Source organism: Brevundimonas sp. GW821-FHT10A07 (genome assembly GCF_059415785.1).
The window spans coordinates 289505-313134 of sequence record NZ_JBWKNX010000001.1 but is presented as its reverse complement, the minus strand read 5'-3'; the positions used below and the strand labels follow the sequence as shown (position 1 = coordinate 313134).

The 23630-nt window shown below is 67.6% G+C and carries 15 protein-coding genes; 7 read left to right on the top strand and 8 right to left on the bottom strand.

Features of this window, described 5'->3' with window-relative positions; all coding sequences use genetic code 11:
• Window positions 1–220 precede the first annotated feature (220 nt).
• From AC07NC_RS01445 to AC07NC_RS01415, 7 genes are all read right to left on the bottom strand, one after another.
• Window positions 221–3424 carry a discoidin domain-containing protein gene (locus AC07NC_RS01445; RefSeq protein WP_494568376.1) on the bottom strand — a complete coding sequence of 1068 codons (3204 nt, stop codon included), beginning with the start codon at window positions 3422–3424 and terminating at the stop codon, window positions 221–223.
• Between the two features lie 152 nt (window positions 3425–3576).
• Entirely contained in the window at window positions 3577–4392 is an 816-nt protein-coding gene (locus AC07NC_RS01440) for a carbohydrate ABC transporter permease (RefSeq protein WP_494568375.1), read from the bottom strand.
• Complete coding sequence (locus AC07NC_RS01435) at window positions 4389–5321, bottom strand: carbohydrate ABC transporter permease (protein WP_494568374.1); 933 nt, start codon at window positions 5319–5321, stop codon at window positions 4389–4391. The genes AC07NC_RS01440 and AC07NC_RS01435 overlap by 4 nt, the downstream gene beginning before the upstream one ends.
• Window positions 5318–6586 carry a sugar ABC transporter substrate-binding protein gene (locus AC07NC_RS01430; RefSeq protein ID WP_494568373.1) on the bottom strand — a complete coding sequence of 423 codons (1269 nt, stop codon included), beginning with the start codon at window positions 6584–6586 and terminating at the stop codon, window positions 5318–5320. Before AC07NC_RS01430 ends, AC07NC_RS01435 begins: the two co-directional genes overlap by 4 nt.
• Window positions 6583–8052: a glucoamylase family protein gene (locus AC07NC_RS01425; RefSeq protein ID WP_494568372.1), complete on the bottom strand. Its 1470-nt coding sequence runs from the start codon at window positions 8050–8052 to the stop codon at window positions 6583–6585. Before AC07NC_RS01425 ends, AC07NC_RS01430 begins: the two co-directional genes overlap by 4 nt.
• A 77-nt stretch (window positions 8053–8129) precedes the next feature.
• Window positions 8130–11111 (bottom strand): TonB-dependent receptor, encoded by a 2982-nt coding sequence (locus AC07NC_RS01420; RefSeq protein WP_494568371.1) that lies wholly within the window; start codon window positions 11109–11111, stop codon window positions 8130–8132.
• 28 nt (window positions 11112–11139) lie between these two features.
• A complete protein-coding gene (locus AC07NC_RS01415) occupies window positions 11140–12225 on the bottom strand; it encodes a LacI family DNA-binding transcriptional regulator (RefSeq protein ID WP_494568370.1) in 1086 nt (361 codons plus the stop codon).
• Window positions 12226–12526: 301 nt separating this feature from the next.
• On the opposite strand from AC07NC_RS01415, the gene AC07NC_RS01410 reads away from it, so the two are divergent.
• From AC07NC_RS01410 to AC07NC_RS01400, 3 genes are all read left to right on the top strand, one after another.
• On the top strand, window positions 12527–15172 hold the full coding sequence (locus AC07NC_RS01410) for a TSCPD domain-containing protein (RefSeq protein ID WP_494568369.1): 2646 nt from the start codon (window positions 12527–12529) through the stop codon (window positions 15170–15172).
• Between the two features lie 55 nt (window positions 15173–15227).
• Window positions 15228–15722: a pentapeptide repeat-containing protein gene (locus tag AC07NC_RS01405; RefSeq protein WP_494568368.1), complete on the top strand. Its 495-nt coding sequence runs from the start codon at window positions 15228–15230 to the stop codon at window positions 15720–15722.
• An 81-nt stretch (window positions 15723–15803) separates the two neighbouring features.
• The gene (locus AC07NC_RS01400) at window positions 15804–16688 is read left to right on the top strand and encodes a pentapeptide repeat-containing protein (RefSeq protein WP_494568367.1); all 885 of its coding nucleotides are present in this window, start codon (window positions 15804–15806) and stop codon (window positions 16686–16688) included.
• 60 nt (window positions 16689–16748) lie between these two features.
• Here AC07NC_RS01400 and aspS read toward each other — a convergent pair whose 3' ends face one another.
• Window positions 16749–18581 carry an aspartate--tRNA ligase gene (gene aspS, locus AC07NC_RS01395; protein ID WP_494568366.1) on the bottom strand — a complete coding sequence of 611 codons (1833 nt, stop codon included), beginning with the start codon at window positions 18579–18581 and terminating at the stop codon, window positions 16749–16751.
• A gap of 160 nt (window positions 18582–18741) precedes the next feature.
• Here aspS and AC07NC_RS01390 point away from each other — a divergent pair, with 160 nt between their 5' ends.
• From AC07NC_RS01390 to AC07NC_RS01375, 4 genes are all read left to right on the top strand, one after another.
• A complete protein-coding gene (locus tag AC07NC_RS01390; protein WP_494568365.1) occupies window positions 18742–19029 on the top strand; it encodes a YciI family protein in 288 nt (95 codons plus the stop codon).
• 85 nt (window positions 19030–19114) lie between these two features.
• Window positions 19115–19807 carry a P-loop NTPase family protein gene (locus AC07NC_RS01385; protein WP_050771611.1) on the top strand — a complete coding sequence of 231 codons (693 nt, stop codon included), beginning with the start codon at window positions 19115–19117 and terminating at the stop codon, window positions 19805–19807.
• 77 nt (window positions 19808–19884) lie between these two features.
• On the top strand, window positions 19885–22101 hold the full coding sequence (locus AC07NC_RS01380) for an RNA degradosome polyphosphate kinase (RefSeq protein ID WP_426025190.1): 2217 nt from the start codon (window positions 19885–19887) through the stop codon (window positions 22099–22101).
• Complete coding sequence (locus tag AC07NC_RS01375; protein ID WP_494568364.1) at window positions 22101–23603, top strand: Ppx/GppA phosphatase family protein; 1503 nt, start codon at window positions 22101–22103, stop codon at window positions 23601–23603. The genes AC07NC_RS01380 and AC07NC_RS01375 overlap by 1 nt, the downstream gene beginning before the upstream one ends.
• Window positions 23604–23630: the final 27 nt, after the last annotated feature.

Sequence of the window (23630 nt, the reverse complement as noted above, 5' to 3'; positions counted from 1 at the left end):
GGCTCGCCTGATGCGGTGAACATCAGGCGGGCGTCCCGGATCAGGGGAAATCTAACCGATCAGCGACAAACAAGGACAGATCGCGTAGCGATCAGGAGGGGGCGACTCAGGCGGCGGGGTTGATCAGGCCAGCTTCTAACACCGTGTCGCCCCCTCCTGGCGTCCGCTGACGCTCCCGCCTGTCCTCCCCGCGCGCCTTCGCGCGCAGGGAGGTGGATACTCAGCGCATCTCCACCCGCCGCGCGCCCACGGGGATCGCCAGTTCGTCGCCGGTCCAGTGCGCGGCCCGCCCGTCGATGCGGACCCGCTCGGGCCGCCCCGCGCCCGCCGGCCATTGCAGCACATAGCCCCCCGGCGGCGTCGCGCCCTCGCCCAGGGTCAGCACATAGGCCGCTCCCTGTTTGCGATAGGCGTAGGTGAGCGAGCCATAGGCGGTGCGCAGATCCTTCACCCCCACGCCCTCCTTCGTATCCAGCCAGGCCTCGGGCACGCCCGCCGCCAGCACCAGGGCATGATCGCGGTCCCGTTCGTAGGCGAACAGGTCCAGGGCCGAGCGGATATAGTCGGAGCTGATCCAGGCGTGGGGCATGTCGCCGATGAAGCGGGGCTCGCGTTCATCGCGCCCCACCACCTCGGCCCAGCCGTTCCAGGCCTCGGGCCGGCGGTCGGCCATCAGGAAGTCCAGCACCGCCAGGGCGCGGTCCTTCTGGCCCAGCCGCACATAGGCGCCGACCAGCCGCCATTCGTAGGGGGTGTAGTCCTTCCACGCGGTGCGATTGGTCAGGCGGTTCTGGAAGTTTTCCCAATAGAGATCGAAGGTTCGCGCCATCAGTTCGGGCGGAAGATTATCCTGCTCGCCCGCCGGCGACAGGGCGATAGTGGTCGAGGTGGCGTCGAAATCGCCCCGGTCGGCGGCGCCCGCGATCCAGTCGATGCCGTGATGCTGGGCCGTCGCGATGATGGCCGCGCGAATGTCGGCGGCGAACTGATCGCGCGCGGCGGCGTAGCGGGCGGCGGCCTCGGCGTCGCCTAGGGTCTGGGCGATGAAGACCGCGTCCTTGTAGCCCAGCAGGCCCCAGAAATCGTCCCAGTAGGAATAGGCCGCCTTGTCCGAATAGCCCTCGTGGCTGATCGTCGGCGGCAGCAGGCCGTAAAGGTGGCGCTGACCCTGCGTCTGGAAGGCGGCGGTGCGGGTGGAGGCGCGCAACTCGTCCATATAGGCGATGGCCTTCTGCACCTGAGGCCAGACCTGGCGCAGCAAGGCCTCGTCGCCGGTGTAGCGATAGGTCTCGGCAGCGAGGAAGACGAACTCGCCGTGACTGTCGTTCTCGGGCACCGGATCGGCGCCGCGTGCGTCGACGCAGCACGGGACCTTGCCGTTGTCGAACACATAGGGGGCGTACCAGCGCAGATAGTCAGCCGAATGCTCGGCCATGCCCAGCCGGTTCAGCCCCTCGGCCATCATGGCCCCGTCGCGGATCCAGGAGCGGTTGTAGCTGCGGGTGCCGGGCTGGAGGATCGGCCCCTGACGCGACATCAGCATATGGGCCAGGGATGACTTCAGCGCGTCCTCGATCCGCTGGGCGGCGGGCGGCAGGGTCAGGTCCACCCGGTCCAGCTTCTCGCGCCACTCCGCCGCCAGCGCCTGCTCGGCCTGATCCAGAGCAGCGACGCCCTCCCCGGCCAGCGGCGGATCGCCCGCCAGGGGCGACAGGAAGCCGAAGGTGCGTGTCTCGCCGGGCTGAAGCGTCACCTCGTACAGCAGGGCGCCGGCCGGCAGGTCCGTGGGGTCGGAGACGGCGACCGGCTCGCCCGCGGGCCGTCGCGACGTCGGCAAAATCAATGATTGAGGATCAGCCCCTGCGTCGAAGCTGGAGGCCGCCACGGCGTCCGGCGCGGTCAGGGTGTGAACCCGGACATCGTCGTTCAGCGTCAGGGCGCCGCCGTCCCAGGCGATCCTCTCGACCGGCGCCACGCCGCCCGGAATGGCCAGGAACTGCACGGGTCCATTCACCTGGAACGGCCGCGCCGTCAGGGCCAGGGTCAGGCTGCGCGGCCGGTTGGAGGTGTTGGTCAGGTCATAGCGGCCCCACAGACGCGCCTGGTCCGGCAAACCATCGGCGAAACTGGTGATCTTCAGCGTCCAGTCGTCGGCGGTCCAAGTCACCGAAGGGATCGGCAGGTCGTCGTCCCTCAGCCCCTGTTCGATATTGACGTCGGCCCAGGTGATCAGCCGCCCGTTGTCGACGACGAAGGGTTCGATGCTGGGGCCGGCGCGGCGCAGTTCGATGGCGCCGTCCTCGCCGATCAGCCCGCTCTCGCCGCCGCCGTCGACGCCGACCAGGGTCCAGTAGGGCTGTTCCCCGAAAAAGCCGCGTGGATAGAGACCGCGTCGGTTCTCCTTGGCCACCGCCTCAACGAAGGCCGTGGCGTCCTCGCCGAAGGCCAGGGGTTCGACCTCGATCTCGTTCAGCGCATAGGTCGTCGCCTGCCCTGCGCCCAGCCGCTGGCCGGCGCCGGACGAGCCGACAACGTCCGACGCGGGGACCGGCTTCAGCGGCTCCAGCCGCAGCCACCGCGCCGTGGCCTCCGGCGTACGCAGCCAGTCGACGCCGCCGTTCCCGCCCGTGACCGTCGCCAGCTCGCGCCAGTCCCGTCCGTCCGTCGAGGCGGAAATCCGATAGTCCGCCGCCGCGCCCCGCTCGCCCCAGCGCAGGGTCAGGCCGCCGAACTCGCGCTCGTATCCCAGGTCCAGGGTCAGGGCCGAAGCTTCGCCCACCGGCGGGGTCCAGGCGGTCTTCGGGTCCAGATCGACGGCGTTGGCGGCCGTCGTCTGCGCCCGCCCATCCGCGGCGACCGGCTGGGGCGGCACGGCGGGATCGACCGGCAGGGCGCGAAGGCTCAGTTGATCGATCTCGACGGCGCCCTTGCCGCCCTCGGCCGCCACCACGACGAACTCGACCCGCTCGGCGCGGCGCAGCACCGTCTCCGGGCTGGGGCCCCAGGCCTTGGACACCTGGCGGCGCTTGATCACGAACTTCGTCCAGCCGTCGGGGAAGTCGTAGCGGGCCGTCTGTTTCCACCAGACGTTCTCGGCTGAGGCGTCGGTCAGCTTAACCTCGAAGGTGTTGACCGGCCCGGCGCCGCGCACCCAGAAGCTGATCTCGTAATTGTCGGGCAGGTCGAACGGCAGGGGCCGGCTGAGCACCGCATAGCCGGCCTTGCCGTCGAAGTCGTAGTCGAGCCGGACGGCCCGACCGTCATGCCCCGCCACGGCGGAGACGGCGGCGTGGACATCGGTCGAGGCGCTGGCCTGCCACCGCGAGGCGTCGTCCATGCTGTCGAGAACGCGCGTGTCCTGGGCGACGGCGGGGGCGGCCATCAGGGCGGCGCTGAGCGCGAGGGCGGAGGTCAGGATACGCATTCGGATTACTCCAGTTTTCCCTCTCCCCGTCATCCTCGGGCTTGTCCCGAGGATCCATACGCCCGGTGTCGAAGGCGTGCGTCCCGTCCTCGACGGAGTCTATGGATCCTAGGCACAAGGCCCAGGATGACGGCGGTGGAGGGCTACAAGGATCACCCCTTCACGCTGCCCGCGAGCATGCCGCGGATGTAGTAGCGTTGCAGGGCGAGGAAGAGGATCAGGACCGGCGCGACCGTGACGACGGCGCCCGCCATCATCAGTTCGACGTCCTGCACATGTTCGCGCGACAGGGCCGCCAGGGCGACCGGCAGGGTGTAGTTCGACTGGTCCGTCAGGATGATCAGCGGCCACAGGAAGTCGTTCCAGCTGCCCAGGAAGACGAACAGACCCAGGGTCACGATGATCGGCTGCAGCGTCGGCAAGACGATGCGGCGGAAGATCTGCCCCTCGCTCGCGCCGTCTATGCGGGCGGCCTCCAGCATCTCGTCGGGAATGCTCAGCGCATATTGGCGCACCAGGAACAGGCCGAAGATCGAGGCCAGCCAGGGCACCAGCGCCCCTGCATAGGTGTTCACCAGCCCCATCCCCTTCAGCATCAGAAACAGCGGCAGGGTGCCGATCTGGGCGGGCACCACCAGGGCGGCGACCAGCAGCTGGAACAGCCGCTCACGCCCGGCGAATTTCAGCTTGGCGAAGGCGTAGCCGGCCGGGACGGTGAAGCTGAGCGCCAGAAGCGTCGCCAGGGTCGCCAGGGCGAAGCTGTTCCACAGATAGCGGCCCATGCCCTGGTTCAGGAACAGGTCCTGATAGTGCTCCAGCGTCCAGCGCGACGGGACCAGGGGCGGCGGGAAGGTCGCCGCTTCGCCGGTCGGCATGAAGCTGACCGACGCCATCCAGACCAAGGGAAACAGGACGATGAGGGCGATCAGGGCGACGGCGAGGTTGAGCAGGATGGATCGGATCTTCACTGGTACGCCCCCACCCGCTTGGCCACGGCCAGCTGCACCAGGGTAATGGCCAGGATGCACAGGAACAGGACGAAGGCGACCGCGCTGGCGGAGCCCAGGTTCCACCATTTGAAGCCCTCTTCGTACATGAAGTAGAGCACCGTCACCGTGCTCTGGGCCGGGCCGCCCTGCGTCATCACATAGGGTTCGGCGAACAGCTGGAAGAAGCTGGCGACCGAGATGATCGAGACCAGCAACATCGTCGGGCCGATGGCCGGCAGGGTGACATGGCGGAACTGCTTCCACGGCCCGGCGCCGTCGATGCGGGCGGCCTCGTACAGGTCGTCCGGCACGGTCTGGAGCACCGCCAGGAAGATCAGCATATTGTAGCCGAAGATCTTCCAGACCACGAACATCAGGATGGCGGGGATCGAGGTCGAGGGCTGGCCCAGCCAGTCCACCGCCGGCAGGCCGATGCTCTCCAGCCCCCAGTTGATGACGCCGTAGCGGGTGTGCAGAAGATAGCGCCAGACCACGGCGGTGGCGACCAGGGTGGTGACATAGGGGGCGAAGAACATGACCCGCCAGATCGGCCGCCACTTCACCACCCGCGCGTTCAGGATCACCGCCGCCGCCAGGGAGGCCGCGATGGACAGGGGCACGCCCAGGACCGCGAAGGTCAGGGTGTTCTTCATCGCCCCCCAGAACAGCGGATTGGTCATCAGCCGCTCGTAGTTCTGCAAGCCGACGAAGCGCAGATTGTCGAGGTTCGCCAGGGCGTAGATGTCGAAGTCGGTCAGGCTGAGCAACAGGGCCGCGATCACCGGAAGGGCGAAGAACAGGCCGATGGCGATCATCGCAGGGGCGACGAAGGCCCAGGCTGCGCGCTCTCTGGCCCCGCGTCCACGCGACGGCTTCACGCGGGCCAATGTCGGATCGGCGACGGTCATACGGCCCTGCCCTGCTCCATCATCCAGCGGCGCTTCTCCAGCAGTCGATCAGCACGGCGATCGATCTCGGCGGCCGCCGTCTCGGGCGTGTATTCGCCGCGCACCATCCGTTCGGCGACGATCTGCATCTCGGTCACGATCCGCTCCCACTCCGGAACCTTGGGCACGGCCTTGGCCCGCTCCAGCTGGCCGCGGAAGGGCGCCAGCATGGGGTCGCGCTCCACCTGGGCGATGTCCCAGGCGCTCTTTCGCGCCGGCAGGTCGCCGACGATGGTGTTGAACCGGGCCTGGACCGCCGGTTCGGACAGATAGCGCACCAGGGCCCAGGCCGCCTCCTGATGCGGCGAGGACTTGAACACCGCCAAGCTGGATCCACCCGGCGCCGAGGCGCCCAGACCAGTCGGCCCCGGCACGCCGGCCGTGGCCCAGCTGGACTGGAACGACGCCGGCAGGCGCGAACGGAAGTCGCCGACGCTCCACGGGCCGGAGAAGTAGAAGCTGAAATAGCCGCGCGCGAATTCGGTCCAGACGTTGGAGATCTGCGCCGCCGAAGCCAGGGGCGCCAGGCCCTCGGCGAACAGGCTGCGATAGAAGGCCAGGGCCGAGACGAAGCCGGGGTTGGAGAAGTTGCCGCGCGTATTCCTGTCCCGCAGCAAGGGCTCCTCGGTCTGAAGGCCGAAGGTCAGAAGCTGCTCGAACTCGTTCAACGGCAGCAGGATGGCGTAGTTGTCGCCGCCCGCCACGCGCTTGATCCCGTGCATGGCCCGCTTCCACTCGGCCCAGTCCCGGGGCGGGGCGCCGAAGCCGGCGCGGGCCAGAAGGTCGGTGCGATAAAACAGCAGCCGCGTATCGACGTACCAGGGCGTGGTCATGGCCCGGCCGGCCACCTCGTTGGTCTCCAGCACCGCCTCGAACTGATCGGTCAGCAGGTCGGCGGCGGCCGGCGGGGTCGGCGACAGGGCGCCGATGGCGGTCAGTTCCGACACCCAGGTGTTGCCGATCTGACTGACGTCCGGCAGCGACGCGCCGGCGTAGGCGGTGAGCAGTTTCTCGTGCGCCGCCGTCCAAGGCAGGGGCTGGACCGCGACGCGGACGCCGGGGTTGCGGCGCTCGAACTCGGGCATCAGCTGGCCCACCGTCCCGCCCTCATTGCCCATGGCCCAGAAGCGCAGCACCGTTTCGCCGTCACGACGCGGGGTGCAGGCCGCCGCCGCCCCGCCCGCCAGCAGCGCCAGGGCGCCCCGCCTGTGCGGGCCAGAGGTCATGCGTTCAGCCAGCCGCCGGTGAAGCCCGCTGTCTCCAGGGCCTTACGGATGTGCGGCTCGCCGCGCATGTAGCGCCAGATGAAGTCGGAGCGATGGTTCTCGGTCATGCCGACGATGGGGCCCTGGTCGATGCCCAGATAGTCGTCGGCGACCCAGCCCACCCCGTCAATGATCTTGCCGTGCTGCAACGGCCCGTCGCGCTGGGTCAGGGTCGGGTTGAAGCTGTCGAGGAAGCCCCACTCAGTATAGATCCCCGCGCCGAACCGGCTCTTCATCGCCTTGATGCAGGGTACGACGATCTCGGGCGCGAAGGCGATGGAGCTGGCCGCCGCCGTGGGGGCGATGGTGCCGTCGTCGCGGTCGCCGGGGCCGCGCGCCGAATAGCTGAAGAACTCACGTTCCACGCCGTTGATCGTCTGCTTGAAATCGCCCGGCCCGTCGCAGGCCGTCAGACCCCAGGTCTCGGACGAATAGCCGGCCCACTGGCCCGGATTGTCGTGGCCGTATTTCTGCTGGGCGTAGACGGCGCGGCGGCTGTTTTCGAAATAGTCCAGATACTCGCCCATCTGGGCCGTCTGGCCCCGCATCCAGGCGTCCTGGATGCCGCGGAAGTCGACGTACATATGGCTGTACTGATGGCCGAAGATCGGCGCGAAATTCAGGTGCCAGCTGCCCCAGCGGTCGGTCCAGCTCTGGTCATAGCTGGCGGCCCACTCATGCCAGACGTTGACCGAGACCGGATGGGTCGGGCTGCCGATGGCCAGCAGCAGCAGCAGCATCCCCTCGTTATAGACATGCCAGTCGGACGGGATGAAGCCGCTCTCCGGATGCCAGCCCATGGTGATCCGGTTGTCGCGCACGACGGCCCAGTCCCATTCGATCCGCTCGTACAGGGCCTGGACCCGGCTGCGGATCTCGACCTCGTCCGGGTGGTCGCCGTCGAAATAGCGGGCGGCGAACAACATGCCGGCGATCAGCAGGGCCGTGTCCACGGTCGACAGCTCGTTGGTCCGGTAGCGAAGCCCGGTCTCCATATCGAGGAAATGATAGAAGAAGCCCTTGTGCCCCGCCGTGCCGGTCGGCTCCGGTCCCTGGGGCAGGCTGTAGAAATGGCGGACGGTGGTCAGGGTGCGTTCGCGCGCCTCGTCCCGGCTCATCCAGCGCCGCTCGACGCCGATGGGCCAGCAGGTCAGGGCGAAGCCGACCGCCGCGATCGAACAGAAGGACAGCGTGGGCCAGCGATCGGGAGTCAGACCGGTGCGCCGATCCGTGACCTTCTCGAACCAGCGGAAGGTGCGTTCCTGAAGCTCGTCGATCTCGCGGTCCAGCCGCAGGGGCCGCCGCTGCGTGCCGTTGACCGCGCCCGTGACCGCCTGCTGCGCCACAGCCTGGTCCGCGACCATGCCGCCGACCGCCAGAGCCGCAGCCCCCGCCGTGGTTCGCATCAGGAAGTGTCGACGGTTCATGGGCACGCTCACTGGGTCTGTATCAAGAAGAAGGCCGCCTCCCGCGCAAGCGGAAGGCGGCCCAGGCTCAGGGGGAGTTAGAAGGCGTAGCGGGCGCCGATCTGGAACGACCGCGTCGGATACTGCACGCTGCTGGGGTTGCCGAAGTTGGGCGTGCCAGCATCGCCGTTGAAGCCGCTGTAGTTCTTGAAGTTGAACACGTTGATCGCATCAACATAGACCTGCAGCTCGCCGGCCCCTGCCATATCAATCTTCTTCGTCAGACGAAGATCCAGATTGCGATAGGCGAAGGCGTTCGGGATGAAGAAGTTCTCCTTCTCCGGATAAGCGCCGTAGGGTCGATAGTAGAAGTTCGAACCCGTGCCGTCATAGACTTCGAACGGCGTGCCCGAACCCAGGGTCAGGATGCCCGAGAGCTGGAAGTCCAGCGGCAGGTCCAGAATGCCGTTGGCCACGATCCGATGACGCTCGTTGTTCGCCGAATTGCGCATCGGAGAAGCCTCTACCGAGAAGCAGTCGAAGCAGAAGTTATCGTTGCCGCCGTTCTGCTGTGCGTCAGACAGAGTATAGGCAATGTTCACACCCCAGCCGGAATCACGCGTGTAGGGCTTGTCCAGCTTGACGTAGAGGGCCGTGAACTCGCGTTCCTTGTTGTGGTCCGACACTAGGTATCCGCGATACGGATTGCTGCCGCCCGGTCCGCACCAGCCGCCGTTATCACCGAAACCGTCGCCGTCGTTGCCGTAGTTCGGTTCGCGGCAGCGGTTCAGATACTGCCAGGTGAACTCGTTCTCGGTCTTGCCATAGGCCAGGGTGAACTCGGTCTGCCAGTCTCCGACCCGCTGGCGGACGCCCAGATTGAACTGGTCGGTGCGCGGCGGCTCGTAATCGTTCTTCAGCAGGAAGGCTTCGCCCTTGGCGGGAATGGTCGCCAGAAGCGCATCCAGACCGGACGTCGTCATGTAGGACGCGTTCCACAGGAAGGGATTGGCAGAACTGCCGTCCTGAACCGCCCCGGGCGTCGTCGTGAAGAAGGCGTTCTTGGAGTTGTCGAACGGCTTGGCGATCTCGTCGAAGGCGAAGTTGAAGTTCACCCGATCATAATAGCGCCCGGCGCCGCCGAAGATCACGGTGCCGCGATCGCCGAAGACGTCATAGGAGAAGCCAATCCGGGGCTGGAAGGCCTTGGCGTAAGGATCGCGGTTGTCGCCGGTCGAGATATAGTCGCCAATGTTGAACCAGCTGGGCGCATAGCCGGCCGGCTTGCCGCCGTCGGTGGAAGCGATCCACTGGTTCAATCCGTCCACGACAGATTGCGGCGTCACATATTCAGGGTTACTGGCGTTGTCCTCGTAATCCCAGCGGATGCCGAGGTTCAGCTCCAGCTTGTCGGTGATCCGCCAGTCGTCCTGGATATAGACGCCATAGACCTTGTTCGTCAGGTCGACAGTCGGGAAGGCATTACCCAGTTGAACCCGATAGGGCACCGAGGCGTCGCCGCTGCCGATCCCGTCCACATCATAGAAGAACTCGGGATTGCGGCCGAACTCCTTCTCGACGTGATAGTCTTGGCTTGAGAACTTCACGCCCATCTTGATGGTGTGGAAGCCCTTGAACTCGACCTCGTTGAGGGTCAGGTCGTTACGGAAGGTCAGCGACTCGTCGGTGATGTCCTGGCGGGTGTTGGCGCCGCCGATGTTCAAGATCGTCGCGCCACCGAAGGGATCATAGCCGCGATCGAACACCCGATAGCTAGCCCCCGGCGTGTCGAAATTGGCCGCCGTCGGATTGTAGTGGTAATTTCGATAATCGACGGCGACCTCGTTCAGGAAGCCCTGCCCCTGCCACTGATAACGCAGGTTGGCGCTCTTGGTCGTCTGCTGCAGACCGGTCGCACGATCAAAAGAGTTGGCCCCGCCGACATTGGCGACTTCACCTTCGTCACGATAGGTGACGCTCAGATCGATCAGATGACCTTCCGCAGGCTGGAAGCTGAGCTTTCCGAAATACAGATCTTCTTCGAACGGCGTAGCAAAGGTGCCGAGGTAGTCGGCGAACTGGGCCTGATACACGGGGTCCTGACGACCCAGATTCACGACGGCAGCCTCGTTTTCTTCCTTGTGCTCGTAGCTGCCGAAGAAGTGCAGGCGATCCTGAATGATCGGGCCGCCCAAGGCTGCGCCATATTGTTTGACGTTCAGGTCGGCCTTTTCTTCGCCTCGACGTTCGGCAAACACATCCTGGGTGACCATGCTTTGATCACGGTAGGTGCCGAAGATTTCCCCATGGAATTCATTGGTGCCCGAGCGGGTCACCGCTGTGATGATCGCCGAGGAGGCCTGCTCGTATTCAGCCTTGAAATTCTGGCTGACGACGCGGAACTCTTGGACCGCCGCCAGCGGGAAGGGGTTCCCGCGACTGTCATCCTGACCGACGATGCCGCCGGCGATGATGTTGGACTTCAGGCTGGCCCCGTCGATGAAGGCGTTGACCGCTTCCGCCCGCTGACCGCCAGCCGTGATCTGGCTTTCCTTCTGGTTCGTCCCGACCCGAACGCCCGGGGCCAGGGCAGTGAAGTTCAGGAAGTTGCGGTTCAACTGCGGCAGCGTCTGAAGTTGCTGCGTCGTGACGTTGGTGGCGCTCTCCGGCGTGCGGACTTCCACCAGACGACGGCCCACCACCACGATCTCGCCCACATTGGTCGCACCCGACGCGTCGGCGACGACCAGATCCAGGTTGCCAACCTGACCGACGCCGATGGAGACGGTGTCGGTGGCGGTATCGCCGTCCGCAGTGGTTACCGTCACCTCATAGGTGCCGGGACGAAGGCCGGAAAGGGTATAGCCGCCCTGGGCGTTGGCCGTAGTGCGGTTGGTGAAGCCCGAGTTGACGTCGCGCGCGACGACGGTGACGCCAGGCTCGGCCTGAGCGCCGTCGGTGACGCTGCCTCGAATGGTCGAGGTCGCGACCTGCGCCGTCGCCGCGCCGGCGAAGCCTGCGGTGATGGCGAAGGCGGATACGGCGGCCAGGGCCGCGCTACGCGTATTGAACTTGATCATCCTGATGTCCCCTCCTGATGGGTCCGATTCACGACAGCGACGCCGCCGTCTGATCGGGGTTTGACCCGGCGGTTGCGGCCGCCGCGGTGGATTGACGAACGACCAGGGCCGGTCGAACGATTTCACAAGCGGTGTCCGCCTCGGCGTTCGCGCCGGCCTGGACCAGGCCGATGAGGCGTTCGACGCCCCGGCGGCCCATTTCCGCAATATTCACTCTGAGCGTGGTCAGCGTCGGCCGGACCAGGGCGGCCAGCGGCACGTCGTCGAAGCCGACCACCGCCACGTCCTCGGGGCAGCGCACGCCCGCCTCCTGGAAGGCCAGCAGGGCGCCCAGGGCCATCATGTCATTGGCCGCGAACACCGCGTCCGGGCGCTGGTCCAGCGCCATCAACTGTGTGGCGGCGCGATGCCCGGCGGCCTGGGTAAAGTCGCCCTCGACGATGATCGGATCCTGGCCGACCAGGGCGCTGGCGTAGCCTTCGGCGCGGATATCGGCTTCCAGGTTGCCGGCGGCGCCCCGGATATGGGCGATGCGGCGACGACCGGTGGCGATCAGATGTTCGACGGCGGCCACCGCCCCGCCGTGGTTGTCCACGGCGATCGCCGGGCGCCCGCCCTCGTCCAGGCCGCCATTCATGACCAGGACCGGGGTCCGGCCCGCCACGTCGGCGGCCAGATTAGCGGCCCGCACATGGGGCGACAGCACGATCATGCCGTCGACCCGGCCCCGCATCGACCGCAGCGCCGCCATGGTCTCTTCGGTGTCGCCGTGGGAGCTGGAGACGATCAGGTGCTTGCCGTGCGCCCGCGCGGCCAGGTCCATGCCGCGGATCAGTTCGGAGAAGAACTCGCCGTACAGGTCCGGCAGGATGACCCCGATGGTGTCCGTCCGGCTGGTGGACAGGCTGCGCGCCCCGACATGGGGGACGTAGTGAAGATGTTCGACCGCATCCAGCACCCGCTGGCGCGTGGTTTCGGTGATGGCGTCCGACCCGTTCAGCACGCGCGACACCGAGGCCACGGACACCTTGGCCCGTTCGGCGACGTCGCGGATCGTGGCGGCCTTGGCGGCGGGCGCACGTCCGTTCACGGCTGATGAGGCGGCGATATCCAAGTGTTTCCCTCTGAGCGTCATCGCGCCAGCCTTCTTGTCGAAGGTCTGTCGATAACCTGATGTAATCGGTTACATGACACAGGAGCAATGTCGGCCGCAAGCGGCGCAATGTCGCTTTGTGTCGATTTCTGGCCCGCCGGCGCCCGCGCCTCGCCTGATGACCACCGGATCGAGCCGGCGTCCGCCCCAAGGGCGCTGAATGACCGTCAAATGGATTCAGCGGTTGATAACTACTACATATAGTGGCGCGCCTTGATGGATCGCCGTAATCTGGTGGCAGGCTTACCGGGAGATGCGGCCCATGCGCTTTCAATCCGGCTTCGTGGATCTGGCCCGCCGGGTCACGATGGAGACCCGCGCTGTCGAGCGCGCCGCCACAGTCCAGGAGATCACGGCGCCGGCCGCATGGTCGGACGCCCGGATCGAATCCTGGCTGGACTGGAGCGAATCCCTGGTCCCCGACCTGTCCCCGACCGGCGGCTGGCTGAACGGCGCCGTCGACGCCTGGGCCGAACGCCTGGCCGGCCGGGGCCTGGCCGAGGGCGTCTTCACCGATCGGGCCGAGGCCTATGTCTTCGCCGCCGAACTGGCCGCCACCATTCAACTGGGCCTGGCCTCGCCTGTGGGCGCGCCCGAGGCTGGCGCAGGCTCCGCCGACATTCTCGACCTGTCCGATCCCGCCGCGCCGGCGCATCTGGCCGAACACCGCGCCGACCGCATGACCGCCCGGCTGGCGCTGCAGTCGGCCGAGGCCCTGGCCGACGCCCTGTGCGCCGTCGCCGACGCCGTGGACCGCTGCGAGGGACCGGACGGCCACTGCGCCGATCCGTCGCGCAACCCCGCCCTGGGTCGCGCCGCCGCCACTGCGCGGCGTCGCGGCGCCACCGACGCCGACATCCTGCGCGCCGTCGATGGCGAACGTCCGGCCCTGGCCCTGCGCCCCTTCCACGAAACCCCGCCCCTGATCGCCTTGGCCGACCGCACCCAGATCGCCGCCGGCGCGCCCGAGGCCCTGCGGGCAGCCGAATCGGCTCTGGATGGCGGCCTGATCGCGATCTTCTCTCCCCGCGACGCCGAGGCCCTGGCAGAGCGCGCGGTCGGTCGCGCCCTGCTGGACCTGTCCGCCGTAGCCGCCCTGGACGGCGGGACCTTCGACCGCCTGCCGGATCTGGTGCGTCTGTGGACCGTGGCCCTGGATCTTCAGGCCGCGAGCGTCGCCATTTCCCTGGGACTGGAGGGCCTTTCGGCCGCCCTGATCCCGGCCGGCGGCGACCTGGCCGCCCGGGCCGAGGCCCTAGCGGGCCTGACGGCGGTCGTGGCGGCTCAGACCTCGGTGGAACTGGCCCAGTTGCGCGGCCCCTGCGCCGAATGGGACGGCCTGAAGAGCCAGGTCGCCGACGCTGACCGCACCCGCCGCGCCCGCCTGAAGTCCAATCCGGATCCCCTCGCCGCCGTCGCCCTGAAGCAGATCGGCAAGCTCGGCGCGCCCCGGCGTCATGCAACCGTCGGCCTGTTCGTGGACGACGCCGAGGCCCGGCTGCGACTGAGCCTCGGCGGCCCTTCGGTCATCGATGTCTTCCAGACCGCCGACGGCCAGATCGGCCGTCGCCTGGCCCCGCCCCTGGCCGCCGCCCTGGCCCGCGCAGGCGGCGACCTCCAGGCGGCCGAGCGCCGGCTGTTCGGCCGTCGCACCCTGGTCGAGGCGCCGGGCGTCGATCACGCCGCCCTGCGCGCCTTCGGCTTCACCGACATCGAACTGGCCGCCGTCGAACAGGCCCTGGCCGGGGCCGACGGCTTCGACGCCGTCTTCACCGCCCCGGTGCTGGACCCCGGCTTCATCCGCGACGTCCTGGGGCTGGAAGACGGCGACGGCCCGTTGCTGAACTTGCTGGGCGTGCCCGAAGAGGCCGAGTTCGCGGCGGCGCGCTGGGTCTTCGGCCACGGCGATCTGACGGATTGGGCCGAGGCGCCCGCCACCGTCGCCGCCCTGCTGGCCGATCCGGCAGGCGTCGAGGCCGACCTGCGCCGCGCCGTCGAACCGTTCAGCGACGCGCCCGACACGGCCGTGGACCTTCTGGACTGGCGCGCCACCGCCGCCCAGGCCGCCCGTCGTCTGGCCCAGGCCGCCGCCGAGGGCCGCCGCGCGGTGCGGCTGCGTCGCGCGCCTCCGCCCCCCGGCCCCCTGCTGACCCTGCCGAAAGCCGATGCGGCTCCACGCCTCGAAACGCCCCGCCCCGCTCCCACGCCCGCCCCGCAAGAGCGCGTCGTCGAACGGGTGGTCGAACGCGAGCGCGCCCGCCGCAAACTGCCCGACCGCCGCAAGGGCTATATCCAGAAGGCGGCCGTCGGCGGGCACAAGGTCTATATCCACACCGGCGAATACGACGACGGCGAACTGGGCGAGATCTTCATCGACATGCACAAGGAAGGCGCCGCCTTCCGAAGCCTGATGAACAATTTCGCCATCGCCATCTCGATCGGGCTTCAGTACGGCGTGCCGCTGGACGAGTTCGTCGACGCCTTCGTCTTCACCCGGTTCGAGCCGGCGGGGCGGGTCACGGGCAATGACTCGATCCGCTCGGCCACCTCGATCCTGGACTATATCTTCCGCGAGCTGGGCGTCTCCTATCTGGACCGCCACGAACTGGCCAACGCCGGCCCTGATGAGTTGAACGCCGACGGTCTGGGTCACGGCAAGGCGGAGGGGGGAGAGGCCGTCCCCGCCGCCCGTTTCATCTCGAAGGGCTTCGCCCGCGGTTCGGCGCCCGACAATCTCGTGGTCCTGCCCTTCGGCAAGAAGGCCGAGCCTGAACCGAAGGTCGTCGCCAACACCGAGGCCGTCGCCTGTCCGTCCTGCGGCGATTTCAGCCTGCAGAATCGCGGCGGCGTCTGGGTCTGCGACACCTGCGGAGACGCCCGGGCGGTTCACGGCGGCGATCAGGGCTAAGTTAACGGCTGGGCTCTAGAGTGCCGCCACGCGACGTTTTCGCTGGAGCGACCCCATGTCCCGCCTGACTGCCCTGTCCATCGCCGTCGCCGTATTTGCGACCGCCGCCACCCCTGTTCTGGCGCAGAACGCCAGCCAGATCGCCAGCGTGAAACGCGGCGCATCCTGCGCCGGCTGCAACCTGTTCCAGGGTGATTTCTCCGGTCTTGAGGCGCGCGGCCTGAACCTGTCCGGCGCGCGCCTGCGCCAGGCGGACCTCAGCCTCAGCGTGATGAACCGCACCCGTTTCTCCAACGCCGACATGCGCGACGTCGAGGCCTACGGCGGGGTCTTCTCCAGCTCCAACTTCTCGGGCGCAGACCTGACCAACGCCAGTTTCGTCGGCGCCTATCTGCAAGGCGCGAACTTCTCGGGCGCAAAGCTGATCGGGACCAACCTGTCCGGCGCCGACCTCTCGCGCGCCACCGGATTGACCCAGGGTCAGCTGAACCGCGCCTGCGGCGACGGCTCGACCATTCTGTCCGGAAACCTACGTATTCCCGCCTGCTGACGGCCATCCGTCTTGCCGGGATTTAACGAAATTACCTCGATTTAAGTAGGTATGGCCGGTGTTTCGGGGCATTCAGACTGCGTGAAACAGATCGCCCGCCCAACCCCCATCCGATTGAAATCCGCGCTGATCGCGGCGGCGGGCCTGATGCTCGCCACCCCCGCCTTCGCCGGGATCGAGATGACGGTCCAGGATCGCGACGTGGCCCGGTCGGTGTCCCTGGGCGGTTCGTGCAATCGCTGCGAACTGTCGGGCCGAAACCTGTCGGGCGCCACCTTCACCGGCGCCAGCTTCATGAACGCCACCCTGGTCGGCGCCAATCTGCGCGGCGCGGAAATGGTCGGCTCCAACTTCACCGGCAGCGACTTCAGTCGCGCCAATCTGACGGGGGTCGAGATCGTCGGGGCCAACTTCACCTCGACCAATTTCACCGGCGCCGTCCTGACGGGGGCCGAGGCCCAGGGCTCATCCTTCGTGCGCGCCAACCTGTCGCGGGCCGACCTGTCGGGGGCCGAACTGCACGGCGTGAATTTCAACGGCGCGACCCTGGCGGGCGCGAATTTCTCGAACAGCGAACTGTTCGGCGCCACCCTGGCCAATGTCCACGCCGTCGGCGCAAACTTCTCCGACGCCGAGATCAACGCCTCCAACCTGTCCGGCGGCGACTTCTCGAACGCCTCCTTCCGTGACGCCAGCCTGGACGGCGCCCGTCTGACCGGGGCGACCTTCACCCGCGCCGACTTCAACGACGCCTCGCTGCGGCGCACAGACATTCGCGGCGCCGACCTGTCCGGCGCGCGCAACCTGACCCAGGATCAGGTCAGCGAGGCCTGCGGCGACGGCGCCACCCGCCTGCCCGGTCGTCTGACGCCCCAGGCCTGTCGCGGAACCATCCGGGTGATCCGCACCCCGCCTGCGCCGCCGGCTCCCCCGGCCGTGCGCCACTTCGTGTCCGCCGAACACTGACCAGCAAAAAGGGGACGCCACGGCGTCCCCTTCTTCGTTTCGGCGATCAGGCGTGGCCGATCAGACCTTGATCGGCACGGCCGTGCGGATGTGGACGTCCTTCAGCTGGCGCTCTTCCGCCTCGGTCGGGGCGTTCATCAGCAGATCCTCGCCCTGCTGGTTCAGCGGGAAGGCGATGACCTCGCGGATGGCCGTCTCGCCGGCCAGCAGCATGACGATGCGATCGATGCCGGGGGCCAGGCCGCCGTGCGGCGGCGCGCCGTAGCGGAAGGCGTTCAGCATGCCGCCGAACTGCTCCTCAACCACCGAGGCGTCGTAGCCGGCGATCTGGAACGCCTTCAGCATGATCTCGGCCTTGTGGTTCCGGATCGCGCCCGAGCACAGCTCATAGCCGTTGCAGACGATGTCGTACTGGAAGGCGCGGATGGTCAGCGGATCCTGGGTCTCCAGCGCCTCCAGCCCGCCCTGCGGCATCGAGAAGGGGTTGTGGCTGAAATCGACCTTCTTCTCTTCTTCCGACCATTCGAACATCGGGAAGTCGACGATCCAGCAGAATTTGAACTGGTTCTCGTCGATCAGCTTCAGCTCCGTGCCCACGCGGGTGCGGGCCAGGCCGGCGAACTTGGCGAAGACCGACGGCAGGCCGGCGACGAAGAAGGCGGCGTCGCCCTGGCCCAGGCCCAAGGACTTCATCAGGGCCTCGGTCGGCTCCTGGCCCAGGTTCTTGGCGATGGGGCCGCCCCAGGCGCCCTGGTCCTCCGACCAGAAAATATAGCCCAGGCCCGGCTGGCCCTCGCCCTGCGCCCACGAGTTCATGCGGTCGCAGAAGGCGCGCGATCCGCCGGTCGGGGCCGGGATGGCCCAGACGGCGTTCTTCTCGTCCGCGCCCAGGATCTTGGCGAACAGGCCGAAACCGCCGTCGCGGAAGTGGTCGGACACCACCTGCATCTTGATCGGGTTGCGCAGGTCCGGCTTGTCCGAACCGTACCAGGCCATCGACTGGGCGTAGGTCAGGCGCTCGAAACCCTTGTGCTCGAAGGTCTCGCCGAAATCGTTGGTGAAGACATGGGCGCCGTCGATGGGCGAGACCGGCTTGCCCTCGCCGAACTCCTCGAACACGCCGTGCATCAACGGCTCGATGGCGGCGAAGACGTCTTCCTGGGTCACGAAGCTCATCTCGACGTCGAGCTGGTAGAATTCCAGCGAACGGTCGGCGCGCAGGTCCTCATCCCGGAAACAGGGGGCGATCTGGAAATAGCGGTCGAAGCCCGAGACCATCAGCAGCTGCTTGAACTGCTGCGGCGCCTGCGGCAGCGCGTAGAACTTTCCGGGGTGCAGACGCGACGGCACCAGGAAGTCGCGCGCGCCTTCCGGCGACGAGGCGGTCAGGATCGGGGTCTGGTATTCCAGGAAGCCCTGGCCGACCATGCGCTGGCGGATCGAAGAGATGACCCTGGAGCGCAGCACGATATTCTTGTGCAGACGCTCGCGACGCAGGTCGAGGAAGCGATTGGCCAGGCGGATGTCTTCCGGATACTCCTGATCGCCAAAGACCGGCATCGGCAGTTCGGCGGCTTCCGACAGGACCTCGACGCCCTGGACGCGGACTTCGACCTCGCCGGTCGGCAGGTTCGGGTTCACCACCGAAGCGTCGCGGGCGACGACTTCGCCGTCGATCTTGATCACGCTTTCGGCGCGCAGACGCTCGACCGCCGCGAAGCCCGGCGTCTCCGGGTGCAGCACCAGCTGGGTCAGGCCGTAGTGGTCGCGCAGATCGATGAACAGCAGGCCGCCGTGATCGCGCTTCCGATGCACCCAGCCGGACAGGCGGACGGCGGAACCGGCGTCGGAGGCGCGCAGGGCGCCGCAGGTGTGAGAGCGATAGGCGTGCATGAATGGACCGTCTGGAATTCTGCGGTGGAATCTGACGCCTCAGGCGCCTGAAATCGAAGCGGCGTAGGGCGCATTATCCCCCTCGAAAGTCAAGGTTTCAGCCGTTGCAAACCCCGCCGCGCCGCGCGATAGCGGTTCCAGTCACCGCGCAAGGCTGCCCATGTTCATCGTCACCATCACCTATACCCAGCCCATCAAAGCCATCGAGGCGAAGACGGTGGAGCATCGCGAATGGCTGGACATCCATGTCGCCAGCGGCCTGATCATCGCCGCCGGCCCCATGGTTCCGCGCACCGGCGGGATCTTGGTGGTGCGCGGCGGCGGCGCGAAGGAAGACCTGGAAGCCCTGCTGAAGGACGATCCTTTCCAGATCCACGGCCTCGCCGACTATACGATCACCGAGTTCAAGGCGGGCAAGCTGATCCCCGCCCTGACCGAATTCGCCTGATTCCGTCCACAGGGCGGGCCTTCGCTCCCCTGTACCAACAGGATGCGCCGGCGCAGTTCGTCTCCGCCTCTGCTATGACAGGCTCATGCCCGCGCAGAGCGCCATGATCCGACCGAACGCCGAACAGCTGCGTCTGCCGCTGGAACGCCCGCTTGCGGGCGAGGCCTTTGTGTCGTCGGACAGCAACGCCGAGGCCGTCCGCGTATTGTCGCGCTGGCCGGACGGCGCCGGTTCGGTCCTGGCCCTTTACGGACCGGCGGGTTCGGGCAAGAGCCGGCTGGCCGCCGACTGGGCCGAACGGGTCGGGGCCGTGCCGCTGAACGGCGTCGAGGCGGCCCTGGTCGATCCGCTGGAGCTGGAAGGGCGGCCGGTCCTGCTGGATCGCGCGCGCGATGCGGACGACGAGAGCCTGTTTCACCTGATCAATCTGGCCCATACGGGCGGCGGCGCCCTGCTGCTGGTGTCGCGCGCGGCCCCGCGGAACTGGTCCGTCGCCCTGCCCGATCTGCGCTCACGCCTGGACGCGGTCCGGACCGTCGCCGTCGAGGCGCCGGACGACCGGGTCCTGTCCGCCATTCTGCGCGCCCGGTTCGCCGAGCGCAGCATCGCCCCGACCGACGAGGTGATCGCCTATCTGGTGCGGCGGCTGGACCGGTCCGCCGACACTGCGGCGACTGCGGTCGAACGTCTGGACGCCCTGCACCGCCCCGTCACCCGAGCCCTGGCCCGGCAGGTGCTGGACGAAATGAGCGCCGCCGTCGAGGTCGAGACCGACTGAGGGCCGGGGCGAATGGCCGCCCATGAAAATGTCGATGGCCGCTTGCGGCCGTCACAGTCGCGCGCGAGAACCGGGCCATGACCGACGCCGCGATCCACGACGCCACCCTGGGCGAGGAAGTCCCCGCTTCCCGCGCCCCCCAGCTTGCCCTGAACGAGGAACTGATCGCCTCGCCCACGCGGTTCTTCAACCGTGAAATCTCCTGGCTGGCCTTCAACGAACGTGTGCTGGAAGAGGCCGCCAATCCGAACCACCCGCTGCTGGAACGCCTGCGGTTCGTGTCGATCTCGGCCAACAATCTCGACGAGTTTTTCATGACCCGCGTCGCCGGCCTGAAGGGCCAGTTGCGCGAGCGGGTGCGGGTGCTTTCGGCCGACGGCCTGACCCCGGCCGAACAACTCGAGCGGATCAATATCTCGGCCGGCGACCTGATGGCCGAACAGCAGGTGCGCTGGCGCCAGCTGAAGAAGGAACTGGCGACCGTCGGCATCGAGGTGGTCGACCGCAACCGCCTGACCAAGACCGAGAAGGAGCGGCTGGAGCCCGAGTTCCTGAACCAGCTCTTCGCCGTCCTGACGCCCCTGGCCATCGACCCGGCCCATCCCTTCCCCTTCCTGCCCAACCTCGGCTTCTCCCTGGCGCTGAAGCTGAAACGCAAGGGCGAGGCCAAGACCTTCTACGCCCTGGTGCCCGTGCCGACCCAGGTGCGGCGCTTCTGGGAGCTGCCGACCGACGGCCGCTCGGCGCCCGGTCGCAAGCGGTTCATCACGCTTGAAAACGTGCTGCTGCTGTTCATCGACCACCTGTTCCCCGGCTGTGACATCCTGGAGAAGGGCCTTCTGCGCCTGATCCGCGACAGCGATATCGAGATCGAGGAAGAGGCCGAGGACCTGGTGCTCGAGTTCGAGGAGGCGCTGAAACAGCGTCGCCTGGGCTCGGTCGTGCGCATCAAGATCGAGGCCTCGATGCCGACCGACCTGCGCGACTTCATCGTCGGCGAACTGGAGGCGACGCCCCAGGACGTGGTGCTGGTCGACGGCATGCTGGGCCTGGCCCAGCTGTCGGATCTGATCCCCGGCGGCCACCCCGACCTTAAGTTCAAGGGCTATGAGCCGCGCTATCCCGAGCGGGTCCGCGACAACGGCGGCGACATCTTCGCCGCCATCCGCGAGAAGGACATGCTGATCCACCACCCGTTCGAAAGCTTCGACGTGGTGGTGCAGTTCCTGCGTCAGGCGGCGCGGGATCCGAACGTCATCGCCATCAAACAGACCCTGTATCGCACCTCGAAGGACAGCCCCATCGTCGCCGCCCTGATCGAGGCTGCCGAGAACGGCAAGAACGTCACCGCCCTGGTCGAGTTGAAGGCCCGGTTCGACGAGGAGGCCAATCTGCGCTGGGCCCGGGCCATGGAGCGGGCCGGCGTCCACGTCGTCTTCGGCTTCGTCGAATACAAGACCCACGCCAAGCTCAGCGTCGTCGTGCGCCGTGAGGGCGAGGCCCTGCGCACCTACTGCCACTTCGGCACCGGCAACTATCACCCGGTCACGGCCAGAATTTACACCGACCTGTCCCTGTTCTCGTGCGACCCGGTCCTGGGCCGCGACGCCAGCCGGGTGTTCAACTACATCACCGGCTACGCCACCCCGGACGAGCTGGAGGCCCTGGTGGTCTCGCCGCTGAACATGAAGTCCACCCTGATCGAACTGATCGGCAAGGAGATGTCGGCCGCCGCCATGGGCAAGCCAGCCGCCATCTGGGTCAAGCTGAACTCGCTCGTCGACCCCGAGATCATCGACGCCCTGTACCGGGCCAGCCAGTGGGGCGTGCGCATCGATCTGGTCGTGCGCGGCATCTGCTGCCTGCGGCCGGGCGTCACGGGCCTGTCCGAGAACATCCGCGTCAAGTCCATCGTCGGCCGCTTCCTGGAGCACAGCCGCATCGTCTGTTTCGCCAACGGCAAGGACCTGCCGCACGACAAGGCCAAGGTCTTCATCTCGTCCGCCGACTGGATGACGCGCAACCTGGACCGCCGGGTCGAGCTGATGACCCCGATCCGCAACGCCACCGTCCACGACCAGGTGCTGGACCAGATCATGGTCGCCAATCTTAAGGACGACGCACAAAGCTGGGTGCTGGACGCCGAAGGGCGCTATACCCGCCTCATCCCCGCCGATCCGGAGCGGCCCTTCTCGGCCCACAAATATTTCATGACCAATCCCAGCCTGTCGGGCCGTGGGCGCAAGGTGAAGACCCTGCCGTCCGTTCTCAGCTACGAGCGTCCCGGCCGCTGATGCCGGATCTGGCGCTTACCGGCCGCGACGTCGCGGCCATCGACATCGGGTCCAACTCGGTCCGTCTGGTTCTCTACCGGCTGGAAGGTCGGGCGATCTGGACCGTGTTCAACGAAAAGGTCCTGGCCGGTCTGGGCCGCGACCTGCCGACCACCGGCAAGCTGTCGCCCGAGGGGGTGGTCATGGCCATGACGGCCCTGCGCCGTTTCGCCGCCGTGCTGGAGGGGGTTCGCCCCGACGCCACCCTGATCGCCGCCACCGCGGCCGTGCGCGAAGCCAGGGACGGCCCTGAGTTCTGCCAGCGCGTCGCCGCCGAGACGGGCTTGCAGATCCGTGTCCTGTCCGGCGAGGAAGAGGCGAAATACGCCGCCACGGGCGTGCTGGCCGGCGCGCCCAATGCGAAAGGCGTCTCGGCCGACATGGGCGGCGCCAGTCTGGAGCTGACTCGTCTGGACGGCGCGCCTGGCGCGGCGCGCAGCGTCGAACAGGGGCTGACCCTGCCGCTGGGCCCCTTCGCCCTGGCCGAGGGCAAGGGATTCGACGCCGACCGGATCAAGGCCCGCATCGACCAGAGGCTGAAACCCGTCGCGGCCCAGTTCCAGACCGACCGCCTCTACGCCGTCGGCGGCGCCTGGCGCACCTTGGCCCAGGTCCATATGGCGCTGAAATCCTATCCGCTGAAGGTCGTGCACCAGTACGAGATCACGGCGGACGAGGCGCTGGAGACCGCGCGTCTGGTCGCGCAACAGTCGGCCGCCAGCCTGGCGAAACTGCCCAGCGTGTCCAAGAAGCGGGCCGAAACCCTGCCCTACGCCGGCCTGGTGCTGGAAGGTCTGATCAAGCACCTGAACCTGAAGCGGATCGAGATGTCCGCCTGGGGGGTGCGCGAGGGCCTGCTGTTCGAAACCCTGGACGAGGCGACCCAGGCGGCCGATCCGCTGCTGGCCGGATGCGCGGCCCTGGGCGGACGGCAGGGGATCGACCCCGCCCTGCCCGGCGCCCTGAACGGCTGGATTTCAGACGTCGTCTCGGCCCTGCCGTCGGCCTTCGGCGCCGCGCGCGACGGCGTCCTGTCCGCCGCCGCCTGCCGCCTGTCGGACCTGGGCGCGCGCCTGCATCCGGACCACCGTCTGGAACTCGTCTTCGACCAGGTTCTGCGCGCGCCCGTGGCGGGCGTCAGCCATGCGGAGCGCGCCTTCCTCGCCTGCGCCATGAACGCTCGCTACGGCGGCGGTCCGGCCACGCCCCAGCCGGACATCATCAGCCGCCTGTTGAACGAGGACGCCGCCAAGCGCGCCCGCGCGCTGGGCTTGGCCATCCGCCTGGCCTGCGATCTGTCGGGTCGGTCGTCGCAACTGCTCGCCAACGCCACCGCCACGGTCGGCAAGGCCGAACTGAAGCTGACAGCCACTGAAGGCTACGCCGACGTCCTGCTGGGCGAACAGACGAAGAAGCGCGCCAAGGCCCTGGCCGAGGCGATGGGACTGGGTCTGAAAATCTAGACAGATCACCGAACAGGGTTCAGCCTC